This window comes from bacterium SCSIO 12827, from assembly GCA_024397995.1.
In the GTDB taxonomy this organism is placed as follows: domain Bacteria; phylum Pseudomonadota; class Alphaproteobacteria; order Rhodospirillales; family Casp-alpha2; genus UBA1479.
This window is the reverse complement of the sequence record CP073746.1, coordinates 3335978-3353061: the sequence shown is the minus strand read 5'-3', so window position 1 is coordinate 3353061 and position 17084 is coordinate 3335978. Positions and strand designations below refer to the sequence as shown.

Genomic DNA, 17084 nt, shown 5'->3' with positions numbered 1-17084 from the left:
CGACTGCTCGAAACCCTGCGACCGGTTTCGGCGTTATTTCTTGGCTTTGGCCGGGGCCTTGGCCGGGGTCTTGGTTGGTGCTTTGGCCGGTGCTTTGGTTCTGGCGCGCGGCGGCGCCTGGACGGTCAGCGCGGCATCCATGAAGGCGGCCAGTTCGACCTTGTGCTTGTTGGCGCTGCCGGTTGCCGGGGCTGCGGCGGCGGCACGGCCGGCATAGGACGGCTTGGCCTGTTTCAGTTTCAGTTCTTCCATCACGGCCATCATCGGCTCAAGGATGAAGCTCCAGGCCCCCATGTTCTTGGGTTCTTCCTGGCACCACATGATCTCGGCGTTCTTGAAACGCTTCAATTCCTCGACCAGGGCGGAATGCGGGAACGGATAAAGCTGTTCGACCCGCAGCAGGTAGACATCCTTGATGCCGCGCTGGGCGCGTTCCTCGAACAGGTCGAAATAGACCTTGCCCGAACACAGCACGACCCGCTTGATCTTGTCGTCGGCGACAAGGCCGCCCTTGACCAGTTGCGCGTCGTCCCACAGCAACCGATGGAAGGTTGTGCCCGGCCCCATTTCCTCCAGCTTCGACACGCAGAGCTTGTGACGCAACAGCGATTTCGGTGTCATCAGGATCAGCGGCTTGCGGAAGTCGCGGCGCATCTGGCGGCGCAGGACATGGAAATAATTGGCCGGCGTGGAGCAGTTGCAGACCTGCCAGTTGTCATCGGCGGAATTCTGCAGATAGCGTTCCAGGCGGGCCGATGAATGTTCCGGTCCCTGGCCTTCGTAGCCGTGCGGCAGCAACATCACCAGACCGCACATGCGCAACCACTTCTGCTCGCCCGAGGAAATGAACTGGTCGATGATGACCTGGGCACCATTGGCGAAATCGCCGAACTGGGCTTCCCACAGGGTCAGGGTCTGCGGTTCGGCCAGGGAATAGCCGTATTCGAATCCGAGCACGCCGAATTCAGACAGCGGCGAGTTCAGGACCTCGAACGGCGCCTGGCCGAAACGGATGTTGGCCAGCGGGGTGTGGCGGTCTTCGTTCTCCTGGTCGATCAGCACGGAGTGGCGTTGCGAAAACGTGCCGCGTTCGCAATCCTCGCCCGACAGGCGTACTGGATGGCCCTCGACGACCAGAGTGCCGAAGGCCAAGGCCTCGGCGGTCGCCCAGTCGATGCCTTCACCGGTGTCGATCATCTTGGCCTTGGCGGCCAACTGGCGTTCGATCTTCGGATGCGGGGTGAAGTTGCCCGGAAGTCGGGTCAAACCGGCGCCGACTTCCTTCAGGAAATCAATGGAACAGCCGGTTTCGCCGCGCCGGGCGTCGCCGGAGGCAACGGCCATGCCGGCCCATACGCCGTCCATCCAATCCGCCTTGTTGGGCTTGTAGCCCTTGGATGCTTCGAAAGCCTCATCCATGGTGGTGATGAAGGTCTGCATCTGCTTTTCGATTTCGTCCTCGGTCAGGACTTTTTCGTGGATCAGCTTGCGGGCGTAGATGTTCAGCGTCGTCGGATGCGTCTGGATGGTCTTGTACATCTTCGGCTGGGTGAACATCGGCTCGTCGCCTTCGTTATGGCCGTGGCGGCGATAACAGATCATGTCCACCACCACGTCCTTCTTGAAGCGCTGGCGGTATTCCGTGGCGATGCGCGCCGTATGGACAACGGCTTCAACATCATCCGCGTTGACGTGGAAAATGGGTGCCGAAACGATCTTGGCCGCGTCGGAACAATAGGGTGACGAACGGTGCTGCTTCGGATTGGTGGTAAAGCCGATCTGGTTGTTGATGATGATATGGATGGTGCCGCCGGTCTGGTAGCCGCTCAGGTTGGACAGATCCAGGGTCTCCTGGATGATGCCTTGTCCCATGAAGGCGGCATCGCCGTGCAGCAGGATGCACATCACCTTTTCCATTTCCGGGTCGTTACGCTGGCGCTGTTTGGCCAGGGTCTTGCCCAGACAGACCGTGTTGACGCATTCCAGATGCGACGGGTTGGCGGTTAGCGACAGGTGGATGGAGCGGCCGTCGAACACGCGGTCGGCCGAGGCCCCCAGGTGGTATTTCACGTCACCCGATCCGCCGACGTCCTCCGGCTTGGAGGCCCCACCCTGGAATTCATTGAGGATCGCCTGGAACGGCTTGGACATGACGTTGGCCAGCACGTTGAGGCGGCCGCGGTGAGCCATGCCGAGAACGATTTCCTCCATGCCCAGCTGGCTGCCGCGCTTGAAAATCTGTTCCATGGCCGGGACCAGGCTTTCCCCGCCGTCCAGGCCGAACCGTTTGGTGCCCGTGAACTTCTTGTCCAGGTAGCGCTCAAAGCCTTCCGTCTCGATCAGGCGGTTGAGGATCGCGCGCTTGCCTTCGTTGGTGAACGAGGTCTGATTCCGGATGCGCTCGATCCGTTCCTGCAGCCAGGATTTCTCCTCCGGGTCCTGGATGTGCATGAACTCGATCCCGATGGACCCGCAATAGGTCTCCTTCAGGATTTGCATGATCGTGCGCAGCGTCGCGGTTTCCAGGCCCAGGACGTAGTTGATGAAGATTTCCCGGTCCCAGTCCTTGTCCGTGAAACCGTAGGTCGCCGGGTCCAGTTCCGAATGGGGCGCCGGTTCGGTCAGGCCGAGGGGGTCCAGGTTGGCGTGCAGATGGCCGCGCACGCGATAGGCGCGAATCAGCATCAATGCCCGCAGGGAATCGAGGGTCGCTTCGCGGACCTTGGCGGAACTCATGCGGTCTTGCGCCGGTTCCTGGTCACGTCCGCGGTCGTCGCGGCGGCGGCCCTGTTGGGCCGCGGTCAGATGGTCGGTCAGGGGGACGACATCGCCGTGGCCGAGGATCTTCTCGGACCGCGGCGCCCAACTGGCCCCGTCCTGTTCCTTGGCGAATCCGCGGGTGTCGTCTTCCAGCCCCTTGAAGAAATCCTGCCAGCGCAGGTCTACAGAGCCGGGGTCGTCCATGTAGCGTTCATAGAGTTCGGCTACGTAGACCGTATTGCCGGAGTAGAGAAATTGTGTCGGATCGAGATCGATTTCCGTCATGCAATAAGGCGCGAGCCCGGCGCGCCCTCCCTGATATGGGGGCCGCGCCGGGTCGATCCCAGGCGCGGGTTACCCCTTGAACACCTTCATCATCGTTTCGCCGAGGGCCGCCGGTGAATCCGATACGTGGATTCCAGCGGCCTTCATGGCGTCGATCTTATCTTCCGCACCACCTTTACCGCCAGAGATAATCGCACCGGCGTGGCCCATTCTGCGGCCCGGAGGGGCCGTGCGGCCGGCAATGAAGCCGACGACGGGCTTCTTGGTGCCGGATGCCTTGAGGAACTCGGCGCCTTCTTCTTCCGCGGAACCGCCGATTTCACCGATCATCACGATGGCCTTGGTGGCGTCGTCTTCGACGAACATCTGCAGGCAGTCGACGAAATTGGTGCCGTTGATGGGGTCACCGCCGATGCCGATGCAGGTGGTCTGGCCCAGGCCGGGCTTGGTCGTCTGCGCCACGGCTTCATAGGTCAGCGTGCCCGAGCGGGACACGATGCCGACCTTGCCCGGCTTGTGGATGTGGCCCGGCATGATACCGATCTTGCATTCGCCCGGCGTGATGACGCCCGGGCAGTTCGGCCCGATCAGCCGCGTGCTGGAGCCCTGCAGGGCGCGCTTCACCGCCAGCATGTCCTTCACGGGAATGCCTTCAGTGATGCAGATGACCAGTGGGATTTCCGCCGCGATGGCTTCCAGGATCGCGTCGGCCGCGAAGGGCGGCGGCACGTAGATCACGGAGGCGTCGGCGCCGGTGGCTTCGCGGGCATCCTTGACCGTGTCGAACACGGGCAGATCAAGATGCTTCGTGCCGCCCTTGCCCGGCGTCACGCCGCCGACCATGTTGGTGCCGTAGGCGATCGCTTGTTCAGAATGGAAGGTGCCTTGCGCACCCGTGAAGCCCTGGCAGATGACCCGGGTGTTCTTGTTGACCAGAACCGACATGATTACGCGGCCTCCTTCACGGCTTGGACGATCTTGCGGGCGGCATCGCCCAGGTCGTCGGCGGATTTGATGGGAAGCCCCGAATCGGCGAGGATCTGCTTGCCCTTTTCGACGTTGGTGCCCTCAAGGCGAACCACCAGAGGGACGCTCAAGGAAACCTCCTTGGCCGCCGCGACGACGCCTTCGGCGATGACGTCACAGCGCATGATGCCGCCGAAGATGTTGACCAGGATGCCTTCGACGTTGGGGTCGGACAGGATGATCTTGAAGGCCTCGGTGACGCGCTCCTTGGTGGCGCCGCCGCCGACATCCAGGAAGTTGGCGGGCGAGCCGCCTTCCAATTGGATGATGTCCATGGTCGCCATGGCCAGGCCGGCGCCGTTGACCATGCAGCCGATTGAGCCGTCGAGCTTGATGTAGTTCAGCTCGTGCTTGGCGGCTTCCAGTTCCGTGGGGTCTTCTTCGTCTTCGTCGCGCAATTCGGCCACGTCCTTGTGACGGAACAGGGCGTTGTCGTCGAAGTTCATCTTGGCGTCGAGCGCAATGACGTCGCCCGAACCGGTGACGACCAGCGGGTTGATCTCGACCAGCGAGCAATCCAGGTCCATGAACGCCTTGTACAGCGCCATCACGAACTTGACGCCCGACTTCACCTGATTGCCTTCAAGGCCCAGGCCGAAGGCGACCTGTCGGGCGTGGAACGCCTGGATCCCGGTGGCCGGGTCGATGAAGACCTTGATGATCTTTTCCGGGGTGTTGTGGGCAACGTCCTCGATGTCCATGCCACCCTCGGTGGAGGCCATGATGACGATGCGCGAGCTATCGCGGTCGAGCAGCACCGAAAGATACAGCTCGCGGGCGATGTCGCAGCCTTCTTCGATGTAAAGGCGCTTCACTTCCTTGCCCTCGGGGCCGGTCTGCTTGGTGACCAGGACCTGGCCCAGCATTTCCGAAGCGCTCGCCTTGACGTCGTCGACGGACTTGACGACACGGACGCCGCCCTTGCCGCCTTCGTTGCCCTTGAACTTGCCGGCACCGCGGCCGCCTGCATGAATCTGGGACTTGACCACGAACACCGGTCCGCCCAGCTCCTGGGCGGCCGAGACGGCCTCGTCGACGGTATAGGCGACCTTGCCTTTCGGCACGGCGACCCCGTATTTGGCGAGCAGCTGCTTGCCCTGGTACTCATGGATGTTCATTGCGTCCCCTCAAACTCCCAACTCTGCTGGTTAAGTTTCAAAAAAACCGGCCCGCGCCCGGGGGACGGGCGCGGGCGGTTGTTCACTACGACTTCGTCGGCGGCGTGGAAGCGGCCGCCGGTGCGGCGGCCTTCTTCGCCGGGGCCTTGCGGGCGGCCGGCTTTTTCGCCGCAGCTTTCTTCGCCGGCGCCTTTTTCTTCGCCGGTGCCTTTTTCTTGGCCGGCGCCTTCTTGGCCGCGGCGGCAGCCTTCTTCATCAGACGCTGGGTCACGGTGACCAGGCTCTTCACGGCCGAAACCGATGCCTTGAACATGGCCTTCTCGTCGGCATCCAACTGGATCTCGACGATGCGCTCGACACCCCGGGCGCCGATCACCGTCGGCACGCCGACGTACATGCCCTTAACCCCGTATTCGCCCGACAGATAGGCGGCGCAGGGCAGGACGCGCTTTTTGTCCTTCAGGTAGCTTTCGGCCATTTGAATGGCGGAAGACGCAGGCGCGTAGAACGCGGAGCCGGTCTTCAGCAGCGCGACGATCTCGCCGCCGCCCATGCGGGTGCGCTGGACGATGGCGTCGATTTTTTCCTGGGTCGTCCACTTCATCTTGATCAGGTCGGGCACGGGAATGCCGGCGACCGTGGAATAGCGCACCGACGGCACCATGCTGTCGCCGTGACCACCCAGAACGAAGGCGGTGACGTCTTCGACGGAAACCTTGAATTCCTCGGCCAGGAAATGGCGGAACCGCGCACTGTCCAGAACGCCGGCCATGCCGACGACCTTGCGGTGGGGCAGGCCCGAGGCATCGCGCAGGACCTGAACCATGGCGTCGAGCGGGTTGGTGATGCAGATGACGAAGGCGTTGGGCGCGTACTTCTTAATGCCCGCACCCACGGACTGCATGACGGAAGTGTTGATGCCGATCAGGTCGTCGCGGCTCATGCCCGGCTTGCGGGCGACGCCGGCGGTGACGATGCAGACATCGGCGCCGCGGATGGCGGCGTAGCTGTTCGCACCCTTCATGTTGGAATCAAAGCCTTCGACGGGGCCCGATTCAGCGATGTCCAGGGCCTTGCCCTGGGGAATGCCGTCGACGATGTCGAAAAGCACTACGTCGCCCAGTTCCTTGAGGCCGACCAGATGGGCCAGCGTGCCCCCGATGTTACCGGCGCCGATGAGCGCGATTTTGTTGCGTGCCATTTTTAAATCCCTTGCCGCGAGTCGTTTGTGGTGATGCGATTACCTGGATTCCGGATCGGGACATTGGGATTTGTCCCGGAACTCCCCAAGAACCCCAAGAATCTCAAACTGTTCGTAGCGCGAAACGATCCCCAGGGCAACCGGGACTGGCTGCCCACCCCTTGGTGTTACAATCTGGTATACAATATCCCACAGGGATTTCATCTCGGCAAGCCTGTTCCCGCCGGGTGATGAAAAAATTCTGTGCCTGCCAAGTGTTCCGGCGATGCGTCCCCCGCGGCTCTGGCGCTATAGTTGTGCAATGATCGAGATCGCCCCTCCGGACAACACGACCCGCTTCACCGGCCTGGCCGAAACCTACGAGAAATTCCGACCGAGCTATCCCGCGGAAGCCCTTGCGGCTGTGCGGGCCTATTGGGCGGAAACCCCCGGTGTGCCGCGTCTGTTGGCCGATATCGGCGGCGGCACGGGGATCTCGACCCGAGCCATGCTGGCGATTCTGGCCGAGGGCGGCGGGGATGCCTGGACCGCTCAGGTGGTGGAGCCCAACGACGACATGCGCACCCAGGCGGAAGCGGCGCTGGCCGACCGGCCGGACGTTTCGGTGGTGAAGGGCACGGCAGAGGCCCTGCCATTCGGCGACGGCGCTGTCGGACTTTTGCTGGCGGCGCAGGCGGCCCATTGGTTTGACCGTCCCCGGTTTTATGCCGATGCGGCGCGGGCCCTGGCGCCGGGCGGGGCGATGGTGATCCTCTACAATAACCGCGATCTCTATGACGATCCGCTGATGGCAGCCTTCGAGACCGAGGTCGAAACCTCGGTCGAGGGCTATTGGCGGAATTATCGCAGCTGGGACCTGATGGCGGAACTGCATGCGCTCGCCTGGGCGCAAGACGTGACCGAGATCGTCCATCCCTGGACCTGGCGTCTGACGCCGGAAGGCTTCACCGGGCTGATGCTGTCGCGGTCCAAGATGACGCCCTATAAAGAGGTGCACGGAGAGGAAGCCGCCCGCGCGGCGATCCTTGGTCTCGCCCATCGCTTTGCCGATGCCGAAGGCATGGTCGGCGTGCGTTACAATACGCAGGCCGCCTGCGTGCGGCGTTGAATTCAGAAGAAGTGAAAGCTACTCGGCCAAATCAAGCCCGATGTCGACGGCGGGCGCACTCTGCGTGATGCCACCGACAGAGATGTAATTGACCCCCGTCTCGGCGATGGCGCGGATGGTGTCGAGCTTGACCCCGCCCGAGGCCTCCAGCGGCACGCGCCCGGCGACCCAGGCCACGGCCTCGCGCAGGACGGGCGGCGGCATGTTGTCGAGCAGCAGCGAGTCCGCCCCCGCGTCGACCGCTTCGCGGACCTGATCAAGCGTGTCGCATTCGCAGCGCACCTCAAGCCCGGTGTTCGCGTTCTTGGCCCGCGTCACGGCCTCGCCGACCGATCCGCCACAGACCGCGACATGGTTGTCCTTGATCAGGATGCCGTCGTCCAGCCGCATGCGGTGATTGGTGCCGCCGCCGGCACGCACGGCGTATTTCGACAGGCCGCGCAGGCCGGGAATGGTTTTCCGCGTATCCAGCAGCACCGCCCCGGTGCCGTCGATGGCGTCGACGTACTGGCGGGTCATGGTCGCGATGCCGGACAGCTTCTGCAGCAGGTTCAAGGCCGTGCGTTCCGCCGACAACAAGCCCTGAGCCGTGCCGGTAAGGCGCGCCAGATGGGTGCCCTTGGCCACATGATCCCCGTCCTTGACGAAGACCTCGACAACGGCGTCGGGGGCAAGACGGCGGAATACTTCCAGCGCCACCGGCATGCCGCAGACGACGATGTCCTGGCGGGTGTTGAGGTCGAGGGTCAGCTGTGTGCCGGCGGGCACCGTGGCGCGGGTCGTCACGTCGCCTTCGCCGATGTCTTCGGTCAGCGCGGCGTCGACGACGGCCTTGATGTCGGCCGGATCAGGGGGGGCGAAGGTCATCTGCTTTGGGCTGGACAGGCGGGCGGCGGCGATCAGGCCGCGGCCTTGCCTTTACCGTTCTGGCTTTTGGTTTCCTGGTTCGCCTTGGCCGGTGGCGACATCTCCAACATCTTCTCCAGCGGCTTCAGGGCCTTGAGGCGCAGATCCTCGTTGATTTCCACCCGAGGCGCTTCGTTGACCATGGACAGGTACAGCTTTTCCAGGGTGTTCAGCTCCATATAGGGGCAGTTGGCGCAGTTGCAGGTGCCGTCCGCACCCGGGGCGGCCAGGAAGGTCTTGCCGGGGGCCGACTTCTGCATCTGGTGGAAGATGTGCTGTTCCGTGGCGACGATCACCGTATCGGCGGGATGCTCGACCACGTAATCGAGGATCGAGCGGGTCGAGCCGACATGGTCCGCGTGCTTCAGGATGCCCTCGTGGCATTCCGGATGAGCAGCAACGGGGGCGTCCGGGTGGCGCGCCTTCAGTTTGACCAGTTCGCGTTCCGAGAACATGTCGTGGACGACGCAGGCGCCGTTCCAGAAAATCATGTCGCGGCCCGTCTGGCGCTGGATGTAGGACCCCAGATGCTTGTCCGGCGCGAACAGGATCGGCCGGTCGGCCGGCAGGTTGCGCACGATGTGTTCGGCGTTGGACGAGGTCACGATGACGTCCGACAGGGCCTTCACCCGGGCCGATGAATTGATGTAGGTGACCACGATGTGGTCCGGGTGCTGGGCGACGAACTTGGCGAAGTCGTCGGGCGGGCAGCTTTCTTCCAGCGAACAGCCGGCTTCCAGATCGGGCAGCACGACGGTCTTGGTCGGGCTCAGAATCTTGGCGACTTCGGCCATGAAGCGCACGCCGCAGAACACGATCATATCGGCTTCCGTGGCCGCCGCCTTGCGCGACAGGTCGAGGCTATCGCCCACGAAATCGGCCAGATCCTGGATTTCCGGGTCCTGGTAATAGTGGGCCAGGATGACGGCGTTCTTTTCCTTGCGCAGCCGGTCGATTTCCGCCCACAGGTCGATATTCGGGTCGACGTCCGTCCACGAGATTGCCTCGGGGCCCGCCGGGATCACCGTATCGGGCACGATCAATGGGGTCATATCGGCGGCCATTGCCTGAAAGCTCCTTGAAACGTCTTCCCCCGGCCAGCGGCATCGGGGCCAGCCTCGGAGGGGGTCTCTGAACCCTAATATAGGTTCAGACCTTAAGAAAACCAGAACAAGGTGTCGGGTCAATCTGTATTTTTCAATTGCATGACACCTGTGCCTGGACGGCACGGGTGGCAATTTGCCCTAAACACCGTTGCCGTGGGGCTGGGCGATGTACTCGGGCGACTGCATTTCAATCAGGCGCGAGACCGTGCGTTCGAACTCGAACGCGCCGTCACCTTGTGTGTAAAGCTCCGTGGGCGGCGCGTCGGCGGCGCAGATGAAATTGACGCGGGCGTCGTACAGCGCGTCGATCAGGGTCACGAAACGTTTGGCCTGATCGCGCTTTTCCGGACCCAGCCTGGGCACCCCGTTCATCACCACGGAATGGAATTTTTCCGCGATCGCCAGATAGTCGCCGGCTCCCAGCGGCCGCGCGCAGAGATCCGAAAACGTGGTGAAGGCAACGCCCTCGGCGGCCAGCGGAATGTCGATCGACCGGCCGTTGACGGCCAGCGTCACGGCCCGCGGTTCCATGCCCACGGTCAGGTCGCGGAAGGCCCGTTCAAGCTTCCTGTCCGCTTCGGCCGAATTGGGGGTGATGTAAATGTCCAATTCCTGCAGCCGTTGCAGGCGGTAATCGGTGCCGGAATCCAGCTCGATGACCTCCATCTTATTGATGAACGTCTCGATGAACGGCACGAATCGTTCGCGCTGCAGGCCGTCCTTGTACAGGTCCTTGGGGTGCCGGTTCGACGTCGCGACAACGACCACGCCCTGTTCGAACAGGGTTTCGAACAGGCGGCCCAGGATCATGGCGTCGGCGATGTCGGTAACGTGGAATTCATCGAAGGCAAGAAGCCAAGCCTGATCGACGATGACCCGGGCAAGCGCCGGCAGAGGGTCCTTTTCCTCGCCGACCTTGCCCGCCTTCTGGGCTTCGCGGAAGGCGTGGATGCGGCGATGGACCTCCTGCATGAAGGCGTGAAAATGGACGTGCTTCTTGGCCTCGACCGGGGTGTGTTCGAAGAACAGGTCCATCAACATGGTCTTGCCGCGGCCAACGCCGCCCCACATGTAGATGCCCTTGGGTGGGGGTTGTTTGCGTCCGCCCAAGCCCAGGCGCGCGGCCCAGCCGGAACGACCCATCTGGGAGCCATACCCTTGCAACCGTTCGGACAGGTCCTGCAGGCGCTTGATGGCATGGGCTTGGGCAGGGTCGGGACGCACGTCGCCGTTTTTGATCAGCGCGTCATAGGCTTCCTGCGGGGTGCGGATGATCGACACCTGCGGTCACCTTTCTTGTCTTTGGAAATCGTGCAGGGGTCAGTTCCTTGCCGCGGCGACCTGGTTGTCCTTGGGCTTCGTGGGGCCGGATGCAGTCCCGCCACCCGAAGCGGCACCGGGTGTGGCCGGTGGCGCACCCGCCGGGGTCTTCGGCGCGGGGCCGAACAGGGCCTCCATCTCGCGGCGGAACTGGTAGGTGGCGTCCGTCCGGTCCTGGTCCACATCGTCCCAGGTGACGATGGCGCCCTGTTTGATGGGGCGTTTCAATTTTACCTTTTGCGCCAGCCCGATGGGCAGGGCCTTGGTGCGCAGGCTGTCGGCGGCGGGCATCAGCTTGCCCCAGACGGTAAATCCGCCTTCGCCGTCCAGTTCCTCGCCGGCGCGCAGGTCGCGCTTGGCACAGGCGGCGACATCGCCGACGAACTGGGTCGACGCCCCCGTTGGCTGCTTCAAGATTGCCGCATAGGCGACGGACACGCCCAGTTCCAGGCCGATCAGGTGATAGGGCCGCCACAGGGCGGAATAGCCGCCCCCGGCATCGGTGATCATGCCGTAGTCGGAAAAGCAGCGCTTGACGTAGTCGGTCGGCGCTTCGAACACCACATAGACGCCCCAGCGCAGATCGTTTTCCAGATCCTCGCCCGAGCGTTCGCGGCTTGAAATCACTTCGACCTGGCCTTTGTGGTGCAGTTGGCCACCGGCCTCTTTCGGAATAAGGGTCGAGGCCAGCTCATCCACCGGCACGGCCGGAAAGTCGAGCCCGTGCGGCGCCGGGGTCAGGCCGGTCGCATTGGCGACGGCGGCCATTTCGATGCCCGATTTGGTGCCGTCGAGGAAGGAATTGAACATCTTGGCGTTCATGCCGCTTTCCTTGGCGCGCTCGGGGGTCAGTCCGTAATGGGACCAGACCGTATCCGGCGTCGATGCGTGGAATTCCGGCATGTACAGGGTGCCCTTGCCGGCGGCGACGACCTCAAGCCCGATGGTGCGGGCCCAGTCGACCTGCTGGCAGATTAGCGACGGCTGGTCGCCGTAGGCCATGGAGTAGACGACCTCCATCTCGGCCGCCTTTTTGGCCAGCAGCGGGCCGGCCAGGACATCGGCTTCGACATTGACCATGACCACGTGGCGGCCGCGACTGAAGGCGGCGAGCGCATGTTTGATGCCGACCTCGGGGATGCCCGTGGCCTCGACGACGACTTCCAGGCCGCCGTGTTCGATCAGCGACAGGGCGTCGTCGGTGACGAAGGTCATGCCCTTGTTGAGCGCCTTGGCGGCGGAATGGCGGGTGATCCGTTCCTTCGGCCAACCCGTGTTCAACAGGGCCTTTTCCGCCGTCGCGGGGTTCAGGTCGGCGACGCCGACGACGTGGAAGCCCGGATGATGCAGGGCTTGGCTGAGGAACATGGAGCCGAACTTGCCGGCGCCGATCACGCCGACGCGCACGGGGTTTCCTGCATCGGCGCGGGCGTGCAGAAGCGAATTAAGGTTCATCCGTTCCCTTTCCCCGGACCCTTTCCCCGGATCCGTTCCCAGGCACCACTTCCCAGGTTGGCGGCCGACCCTGGTGCGGCTGGGTGCGGCGCGTCCCCCCGGGTATCACGTTTCCGTGGCCCTGCTGGCCGCCCGGGGGAAAACGCACCATACTACAACCGTATCCCAATTCGGAACGGGAAACAGGCCCGATGCCGGATTCCCCCCGGCCATTGATCAGGTAATCGAAGACCAAGGCATGACTGCGCTCAACGACTTCATCTCGGCCCATGAGCCTCTGCTACGGCTGGGCTGCTTCGCCGGTATGCTGATCGCCATGGCGACGGCGGAAGCCCTGTGGCCGCGCCGCCCGGACACGGGCCGGGCACAACGGTGGCCGCGTAACGCGGCCCTGGTCGTGGTCGATACCCTGGCCGTGCGTGCCGTGGCCTGGGCGCTGCCGGCCTTCCTGCCCGTGGCGGCGGCGGTGCTCGCGGCGGATCGGGGCTGGGGGCTGTTTCCCCTGCTCGGGCTGGACGGCTGGATGGCTTTCTGGGTGGCTCTGCTGCTGATGGACCTCGCCATCTATGCCCAGCATGTGGCCGTTCACCACATTCCGGTGCTGTGGCGCCTGCACCGGGTGCATCACACGGACCTGGCCATTGATGCGACCACGGGCGTGCGCTTTCACCCGCTGGAAATCCTGCTGTCGATCGCGATCAAGGTCGGATTGGTCCTGGCCTTAGGAGCGCCGGCGGCGGCCGTGGTGGTGTTCGAGGTCGTGTTGAACGCGACGTCCCTGTTCAACCATGCGAACCTGCGTCTGCCATTGGGGCTCGACGCTGTCCTGCGCCAGGTCCTTGTGACGCCGGACATGCACCGGGTTCACCACTCCGTCCATCGGGACGAGACGGATAGCAATTTCGGCTTCAACCTGTCGGTCTGGGACCGTCTGTTCGGCACTTACCGGGCCCAGCCCCGCGATGGCCACGACGCCATGGCGATCGGCGTCGGCGATTATCGTGACCCGCAAAAATTACGGCTCACCGACCTGCTGGTTCAGCCGTTCCGCAGATCCTAAAGCCGGTCCTTGTTGGCTTTGGCGACGATCTCGGCGACCTGATTTTCGACCTTGCCACCCGTTGCCTTCAGGCCGTCGATGGCGCCCTGGGCATCCTCCGGCTTGCGGTTCTGGCTCATCTTGCGTTTGCCTTCCAGGCGCTCGATCCGCATTTCGAAGGCGACAATGCCCTTCAACTGCGCGCGTACGAAATCATCGGGCAGGCCGTCCATGGTCCAGGGCGGCGGTTTGCCGTCTTCGTATTGCGCCGTCAATGACGCCAACCGGCGTATCACCTGATCCGGGTCAGCCATCACTCTGGGTCGGCCGTAGGCATGCACGGCTTCGTAGTTCCAGGTCGGCACGGACTTTTCCGTTACGTACCAGCTCGGCGAAATATAGGTGTGCGGGCCGCCGAAAATGGCCATGGCCTCGGCCGTGCCGTCGAAGGCCTGCCATTGGTCGTTGGCCTTGGCCAGGTGTCCCCACAACAAACCGAATTCCCCGTCATCCATCAGGTGCAGGGGAATATGGCTTGCGGTCATGCCCTGGTTGCCCGCCGTCACCAGGGCGGCGAAGCCGTTGGCGCGGATAATTCCGTGCATGTCGGTGACGTCGGTAATGTCGAACATCTTGGGGCGGTACATGATGGTGGTCCTTCAAGTCGTCGGGGGGCGGCCCAGGCTGCGCCGGATTTCCGTTTAGGCCTGGAATGGGGCCTATGAAAGGACCATTTCCATGAAATGAAAAGGGCCGCTTTGGCCGTTGCCCGGGCGCGGGGCACGGCCTAGGTTGCCAGGATGCAATGGGACAGCCCGTTCAATGGCGGATGGGCGCGCCCGGACGACGGAGGGACCGATGGACGAAGAACACTTCAACATGCAGATCAGGAAATTCCTGAAACAGGTCGGCGTGACCAGCCAGCGCGAGATCGAGGGTGCGGTGCGTGCCGCTCTTGCGTCCGGCAAGCTGGCCGAAGATGGCGGTGTGACCGCCAAGGTGACCCTCAGCATTCCCGAACTGGGCCTGAGCCACGACATCACCAGCGACATCACGCTGGAGCCCGAGGACCCGCACGGCACGCCGTCCTACGACTGAGTAGGACGCTTAAGGTCGGACAGCAAAAAGCCCGCCATAAGGCGGGCTTTTCGTTGGCGAAATTGAATGAAACCTACTGCCGCGCCGCGATTGATTTCTTGATTTCCGCGATCGCCAGGCCCGGGTTCAGGTGCTTCGGGCAGGTGTTGGTGCAGTTCATGATGGTGTGGCAGCGGTACAGCCGGTACGGATCGTTCAGGTTATCGAGCCGCTTGCCCGTGGCCTCGTCGCGGCTGTCGGCGATCCAGCGGTAGCTTTGCAGCAGAATAGCCGGGCCGAGGTAGCGGTCGCCGTTCCACCAGTAGCTCGGGCAGGACGTCTGGCAGCAGAAGCACAGGATGCATTCCCACAGGCCGTCGAGCTTTTCGCGCTCTTCCGGGCTTTGCAGGCGTTCGCGGGTCGGCGCCGGCGTGTCGGCCTGCAGCCAGGGTTCGATGGATTTCAGCTGCGCATAGGGCACGTTGAGGTCAGGCACCAGATCCTTGATCACCGGCATGTGCGGCAGCGGATAGATCTTCACGTCGCCCTTGATGTCCTCGATGGCCTTGGTACAGGCCAGGGTGTTGGTGCCGTCGATGTTGAAGGCGCAGGACCCGCAGACCCCCTCGCGGCAGGACCGGCGGAAGGTCAGGGTCGAATCCATCTCGTTCTTGATCTTGATCAGGGCATCCAGGACCATCGGCCCGCAACGGTCGAGATCGACCTCGTAGGTATCGACCCTGGGCAGGTCGTCCGTGTCCGGATCCCAGCGGTAGACCTTGAACTTGCGGATATTGGTCGCGTCGGGGGCGGCCTTGACGGTCTTGCCCTCGGTAATGCGCGAGTTGGCGGGAAGGTTGAATTCGACCATGTGCTGCGTTCCTTCCTTCTTTTAGTACACGCGAGCCTTGGGCTCGATGTACTGGACCTCGTCGGTCAGGGTCCAGGTGTGGACCGGCCGGTAGTCGAGACGCACGGACCCGTCCTCGTTGACCCAGGCGAGCGTGTGCTTCATCCAGTTGGCGTCGTCGCGGTCGGGATAATCCTCGTGGGCCTGGGCGCCGCGGCTTTCGTGGCGGGCTTCCGCCGAATGGATCGTCGCCTTGGCGCAGATCAGCAGGTTTTCCAGTTCCAAGGCTTCGACCAGGTCCGAGTTCCAGATCATGGAGCGGTCCTCGATGCGCATGTCTTCCTTGGATTTCCAAACCGCGTCCATCTTCTCGCAGCCTTCCTTCAGCGTCTTCGACGTGCGGTAGACGGCGGCGTCGTTCTGCATGGTGCGCTGCATGGCGTCGCGAATCTCGGCGACCTTGGTGCTGCCCGAGGAATGGCGGATGCGGTCGAGCCGCTCCAGCGCCTTGTCCGTGCAGCCCGAGCGATAAGGGCGCAGCGGCGAGCCCGGCTTGATGGTTTCGGCGGCGCGCAGACCGGCGGCGCGGCCGAACACGATCAGGTCGAGCAGCGAGTTGGTGCCCAGCCGGTTGGCTCCGTGCACGGAGGCGCAGGCGCATTCACCGACGGCCATGATGCCGGGACTGACCGCGTCCGGATCGTCGTCCGTGGGGTTCAGGGCCTCGGTCATGTAGTTGGTCGGAATGCCGCCCATGTTGTAGTGCACGGTCGGCAGCACGGGGATCGGTTCCTTCGTGGCGTCGACGCCGGAGAAGATCTTGGCCGTTTCCGTGATCCCGGGCAGGCGCTTCATCAGCGTGTCCGCCCCCAGATGCTCCAGGTGCAGCATGATGTGATCGCTGTTGTCGCCGATGCCGCGGCCTTCGCGGATTTCCATGGTCATGGCGCGGGACACGACGTCGCGGGACGCCAGGTCCTTGGCCGTCGGTGCGTAACGTTCCATGAAACGCTCGCCCTCGGAATTCGTCAGGTAGCCGCCTTCGCCGCGCGCCCCCTCGGTAATCAGGCAGCCGGCGCCATAGATGCCGGTCGGGTGGAACTGCACGAATTCGTGGTCTTCCAGCGGCAGGCCGGCGCGCGCGAACATGGCGTTGCCGTCGCCCGTGCAGGTATGGGCCGAGGTGCAGGAGAAATAGGCCCGGCCGTAACCGCCCGTCGCCATCACGGTCTGATGGGCGCGGAAGGTATGGATGGTGCCGTCGTCCAGGTTCCAGGCGACGACGCCTTCACACACGCCGTCGTCGCTCATGATCAGGTCGAGGGCGAAATATTCGACGAAGAATTCCGCGTTATGGGCCAATGACTGCTGATACAGGGTGTGCAGCATGGCATGGCCGGTGCGGTCGGCGGCGGCGCAGGCGCGGCGCACCGGGGCCTCGCCGAAATTACGCATGTGGCCGCCGAAGGGACGCTGGTAGATTCGCCCGTCGTCGGTGCGGGAAAACGGCATGCCGAAGTGTTCCATTTCGATCACCGCCGGCACGGCCTCGCGGCACATGTATTCGATGGCGTCCTGGTCGCCCAGCCAATCGGCGCCCTTGACGGTGTCGTACATGTGCCATTCCCAATGGTCTTCATCCAGGTTGCCGAGCGCTGCCGACACCCCGCCCTGGGCCGCGACCGTGTGGGACCGGGTCGGGAATACCTTGGTGATGCAGGCGGTCTTCAGTCCCGCCGCCGCCATGCCCAGCGTCGCCCGCAGCCCGGCGCCGCCGGCGCCCAGCACGACGACGTCGTATTTATGATCGGTGAGTTCGTAGGCTTTCGGCAT

Annotated in this window: 14 protein-coding genes; 3 read left to right on the top strand and 11 right to left on the bottom strand. The window is 63.6% G+C overall.

The window, feature by feature from the left end:
* Nucleotides 1-33: 33 nt before the first annotated feature.
* The 4 genes from KFF05_15680 to mdh all read right to left on the bottom strand — a co-directional run bounded on the left by KFF05_15680 (nt 34) and on the right by mdh (nt 6390).
* On the bottom strand, nt 34-3045 hold the full coding sequence (locus KFF05_15680) for a 2-oxoglutarate dehydrogenase E1 component (GenBank protein UTW51331.1): 3012 nt from the start codon (nt 3043-3045) through the stop codon (nt 34-36).
* A gap of 69 nt (nt 3046-3114) precedes the next feature.
* Nucleotides 3115-3990, bottom strand: a complete 876-nt coding sequence (gene sucD / locus KFF05_15675; GenBank protein UTW51330.1) for a succinate--CoA ligase subunit alpha — start codon at nt 3988-3990, stop codon at nt 3115-3117.
* A gap of 2 nt (nt 3991-3992) precedes the next feature.
* The gene (sucC, locus tag KFF05_15670; protein UTW51329.1) at nt 3993-5189 is read right to left on the bottom strand and encodes an ADP-forming succinate--CoA ligase subunit beta; all 1197 of its coding nucleotides are present in this window, start codon (nt 5187-5189) and stop codon (nt 3993-3995) included.
* A gap of 85 nt (nt 5190-5274) precedes the next feature.
* The gene (mdh, locus tag KFF05_15665) at nt 5275-6390 is read right to left on the bottom strand and encodes a malate dehydrogenase (GenBank protein UTW51328.1); all 1116 of its coding nucleotides are present in this window, start codon (nt 6388-6390) and stop codon (nt 5275-5277) included.
* A 301-nt stretch (nt 6391-6691) separates the two neighbouring features.
* On the opposite strand from mdh, the gene KFF05_15660 reads away from it, so the two are divergent.
* Nucleotides 6692-7498, top strand: a complete 807-nt coding sequence (locus tag KFF05_15660) for a class I SAM-dependent methyltransferase (GenBank protein ID UTW51327.1) — start codon at nt 6692-6694, stop codon at nt 7496-7498.
* Nucleotides 7499-7516: 18 nt separating this feature from the next.
* Here KFF05_15660 and nadC read toward each other — a convergent pair whose 3' ends face one another.
* From nadC to KFF05_15640, 4 genes are all read right to left on the bottom strand, one after another.
* A complete protein-coding gene (gene nadC, locus KFF05_15655; protein UTW51326.1) occupies nt 7517-8365 on the bottom strand; it encodes a carboxylating nicotinate-nucleotide diphosphorylase in 849 nt (282 codons plus the stop codon).
* Between the two features lie 32 nt (nt 8366-8397).
* The gene (gene nadA / locus KFF05_15650) at nt 8398-9456 is read right to left on the bottom strand and encodes a quinolinate synthase NadA (protein ID UTW53749.1); all 1059 of its coding nucleotides are present in this window, start codon (nt 9454-9456) and stop codon (nt 8398-8400) included.
* Between the two features lie 192 nt (nt 9457-9648).
* On the bottom strand, nt 9649-10785 hold the full coding sequence (locus KFF05_15645) for an AFG1 family ATPase (protein UTW53748.1): 1137 nt from the start codon (nt 10783-10785) through the stop codon (nt 9649-9651).
* A gap of 45 nt (nt 10786-10830) precedes the next feature.
* A complete protein-coding gene (locus KFF05_15640) occupies nt 10831-12285 on the bottom strand; it encodes a flagellar biosynthesis protein FlgA (protein UTW51325.1) in 1455 nt (484 codons plus the stop codon).
* A 238-nt stretch (nt 12286-12523) separates the two neighbouring features.
* Here KFF05_15640 and KFF05_15635 point away from each other — a divergent pair, with 238 nt between their 5' ends.
* Nucleotides 12524-13345, top strand: a complete 822-nt coding sequence (locus KFF05_15635; GenBank protein ID UTW51324.1) for a sterol desaturase family protein — start codon at nt 12524-12526, stop codon at nt 13343-13345.
* Here KFF05_15635 and KFF05_15630 read toward each other — a convergent pair.
* Entirely contained in the window at nt 13342-13971 is a 630-nt protein-coding gene (locus tag KFF05_15630) for an FMN-binding negative transcriptional regulator (protein UTW51323.1), read from the bottom strand. The two genes, KFF05_15635 and KFF05_15630, sit on opposite strands and share 4 nt — an antisense overlap.
* Before the next feature lie 211 nt (nt 13972-14182).
* On the opposite strand from KFF05_15630, the gene KFF05_15625 reads away from it, so the two are divergent.
* Nucleotides 14183-14422: a hypothetical protein gene (locus KFF05_15625; protein ID UTW51322.1), complete on the top strand. Its 240-nt coding sequence runs from the start codon at nt 14183-14185 to the stop codon at nt 14420-14422.
* Nucleotides 14423-14495: 73 nt separating this feature from the next.
* On the opposite strand, the gene KFF05_15620 is transcribed toward KFF05_15625, so the two are convergent.
* Together KFF05_15620 and KFF05_15615 are read right to left on the bottom strand one after the other, a co-directional pair.
* Nucleotides 14496-15272, bottom strand: coding sequence for a succinate dehydrogenase iron-sulfur subunit (locus tag KFF05_15620; GenBank protein UTW51321.1), 777 nt, complete (start codon nt 15270-15272; stop codon nt 14496-14498).
* A gap of 21 nt (nt 15273-15293) precedes the next feature.
* Nucleotides 15294-17084 (bottom strand): succinate dehydrogenase flavoprotein subunit, encoded by a 1791-nt coding sequence (locus KFF05_15615; GenBank protein UTW51320.1) that lies wholly within the window; start codon nt 17082-17084, stop codon nt 15294-15296.

Bases quoted from the DNA above. Each gene is read 5' to 3' on its own strand.
- KFF05_15680 (UTW51331.1), bottom strand. From the start codon at position 3,045: ATGACGGAAATCGATCTCGATCCGACACAATTTCTCTACTCCGGCAAT.
- sucD (UTW51330.1), bottom strand. From the start codon at position 3,990: ATGTCGGTTCTGGTCAACAAGAACACCCGGGTCATCTGCCAGGGCTTC.
- sucC (UTW51329.1), bottom strand. From the start codon at position 5,189: ATGAACATCCATGAGTACCAGGGCAAGCAGCTGCTCGCCAAATACGGG.
- mdh (UTW51328.1), bottom strand. From the start codon at position 6,390: ATGGCACGCAACAAAATCGCGCTCATCGGCGCCGGTAACATCGGGGGC.
- KFF05_15660 (UTW51327.1), top strand. From the start codon at position 6,692: ATGATCGAGATCGCCCCTCCGGACAACACGACCCGCTTCACCGGCCTG.
- nadC (UTW51326.1), bottom strand. From the start codon at position 8,365: ATGACCTTCGCCCCCCCTGATCCGGCCGACATCAAGGCCGTCGTCGAC.
- nadA (UTW53749.1), bottom strand. From the start codon at position 9,456: ATGACCCCATTGATCGTGCCCGATACGGTGATCCCGGCGGGCCCCGAG.
- KFF05_15640 (UTW51325.1), bottom strand. From the start codon at position 12,285: ATGAACCTTAATTCGCTTCTGCACGCCCGCGCCGATGCAGGAAACCCC.
- KFF05_15635 (UTW51324.1), top strand. From the start codon at position 12,524: ATGACTGCGCTCAACGACTTCATCTCGGCCCATGAGCCTCTGCTACGG.
- KFF05_15630 (UTW51323.1), bottom strand. From the start codon at position 13,971: ATGTACCGCCCCAAGATGTTCGACATTACCGACGTCACCGACATGCAC.
- KFF05_15625 (UTW51322.1), top strand. From the start codon at position 14,183: ATGGACGAAGAACACTTCAACATGCAGATCAGGAAATTCCTGAAACAG.
- KFF05_15620 (UTW51321.1), bottom strand. From the start codon at position 15,272: ATGGTCGAATTCAACCTTCCCGCCAACTCGCGCATTACCGAGGGCAAG.
- KFF05_15615 (UTW51320.1), bottom strand. From the start codon at position 17,084: ATGCCGAAAGCCTACGAACTCACCGATCATAAATACGACGTCGTCGTG.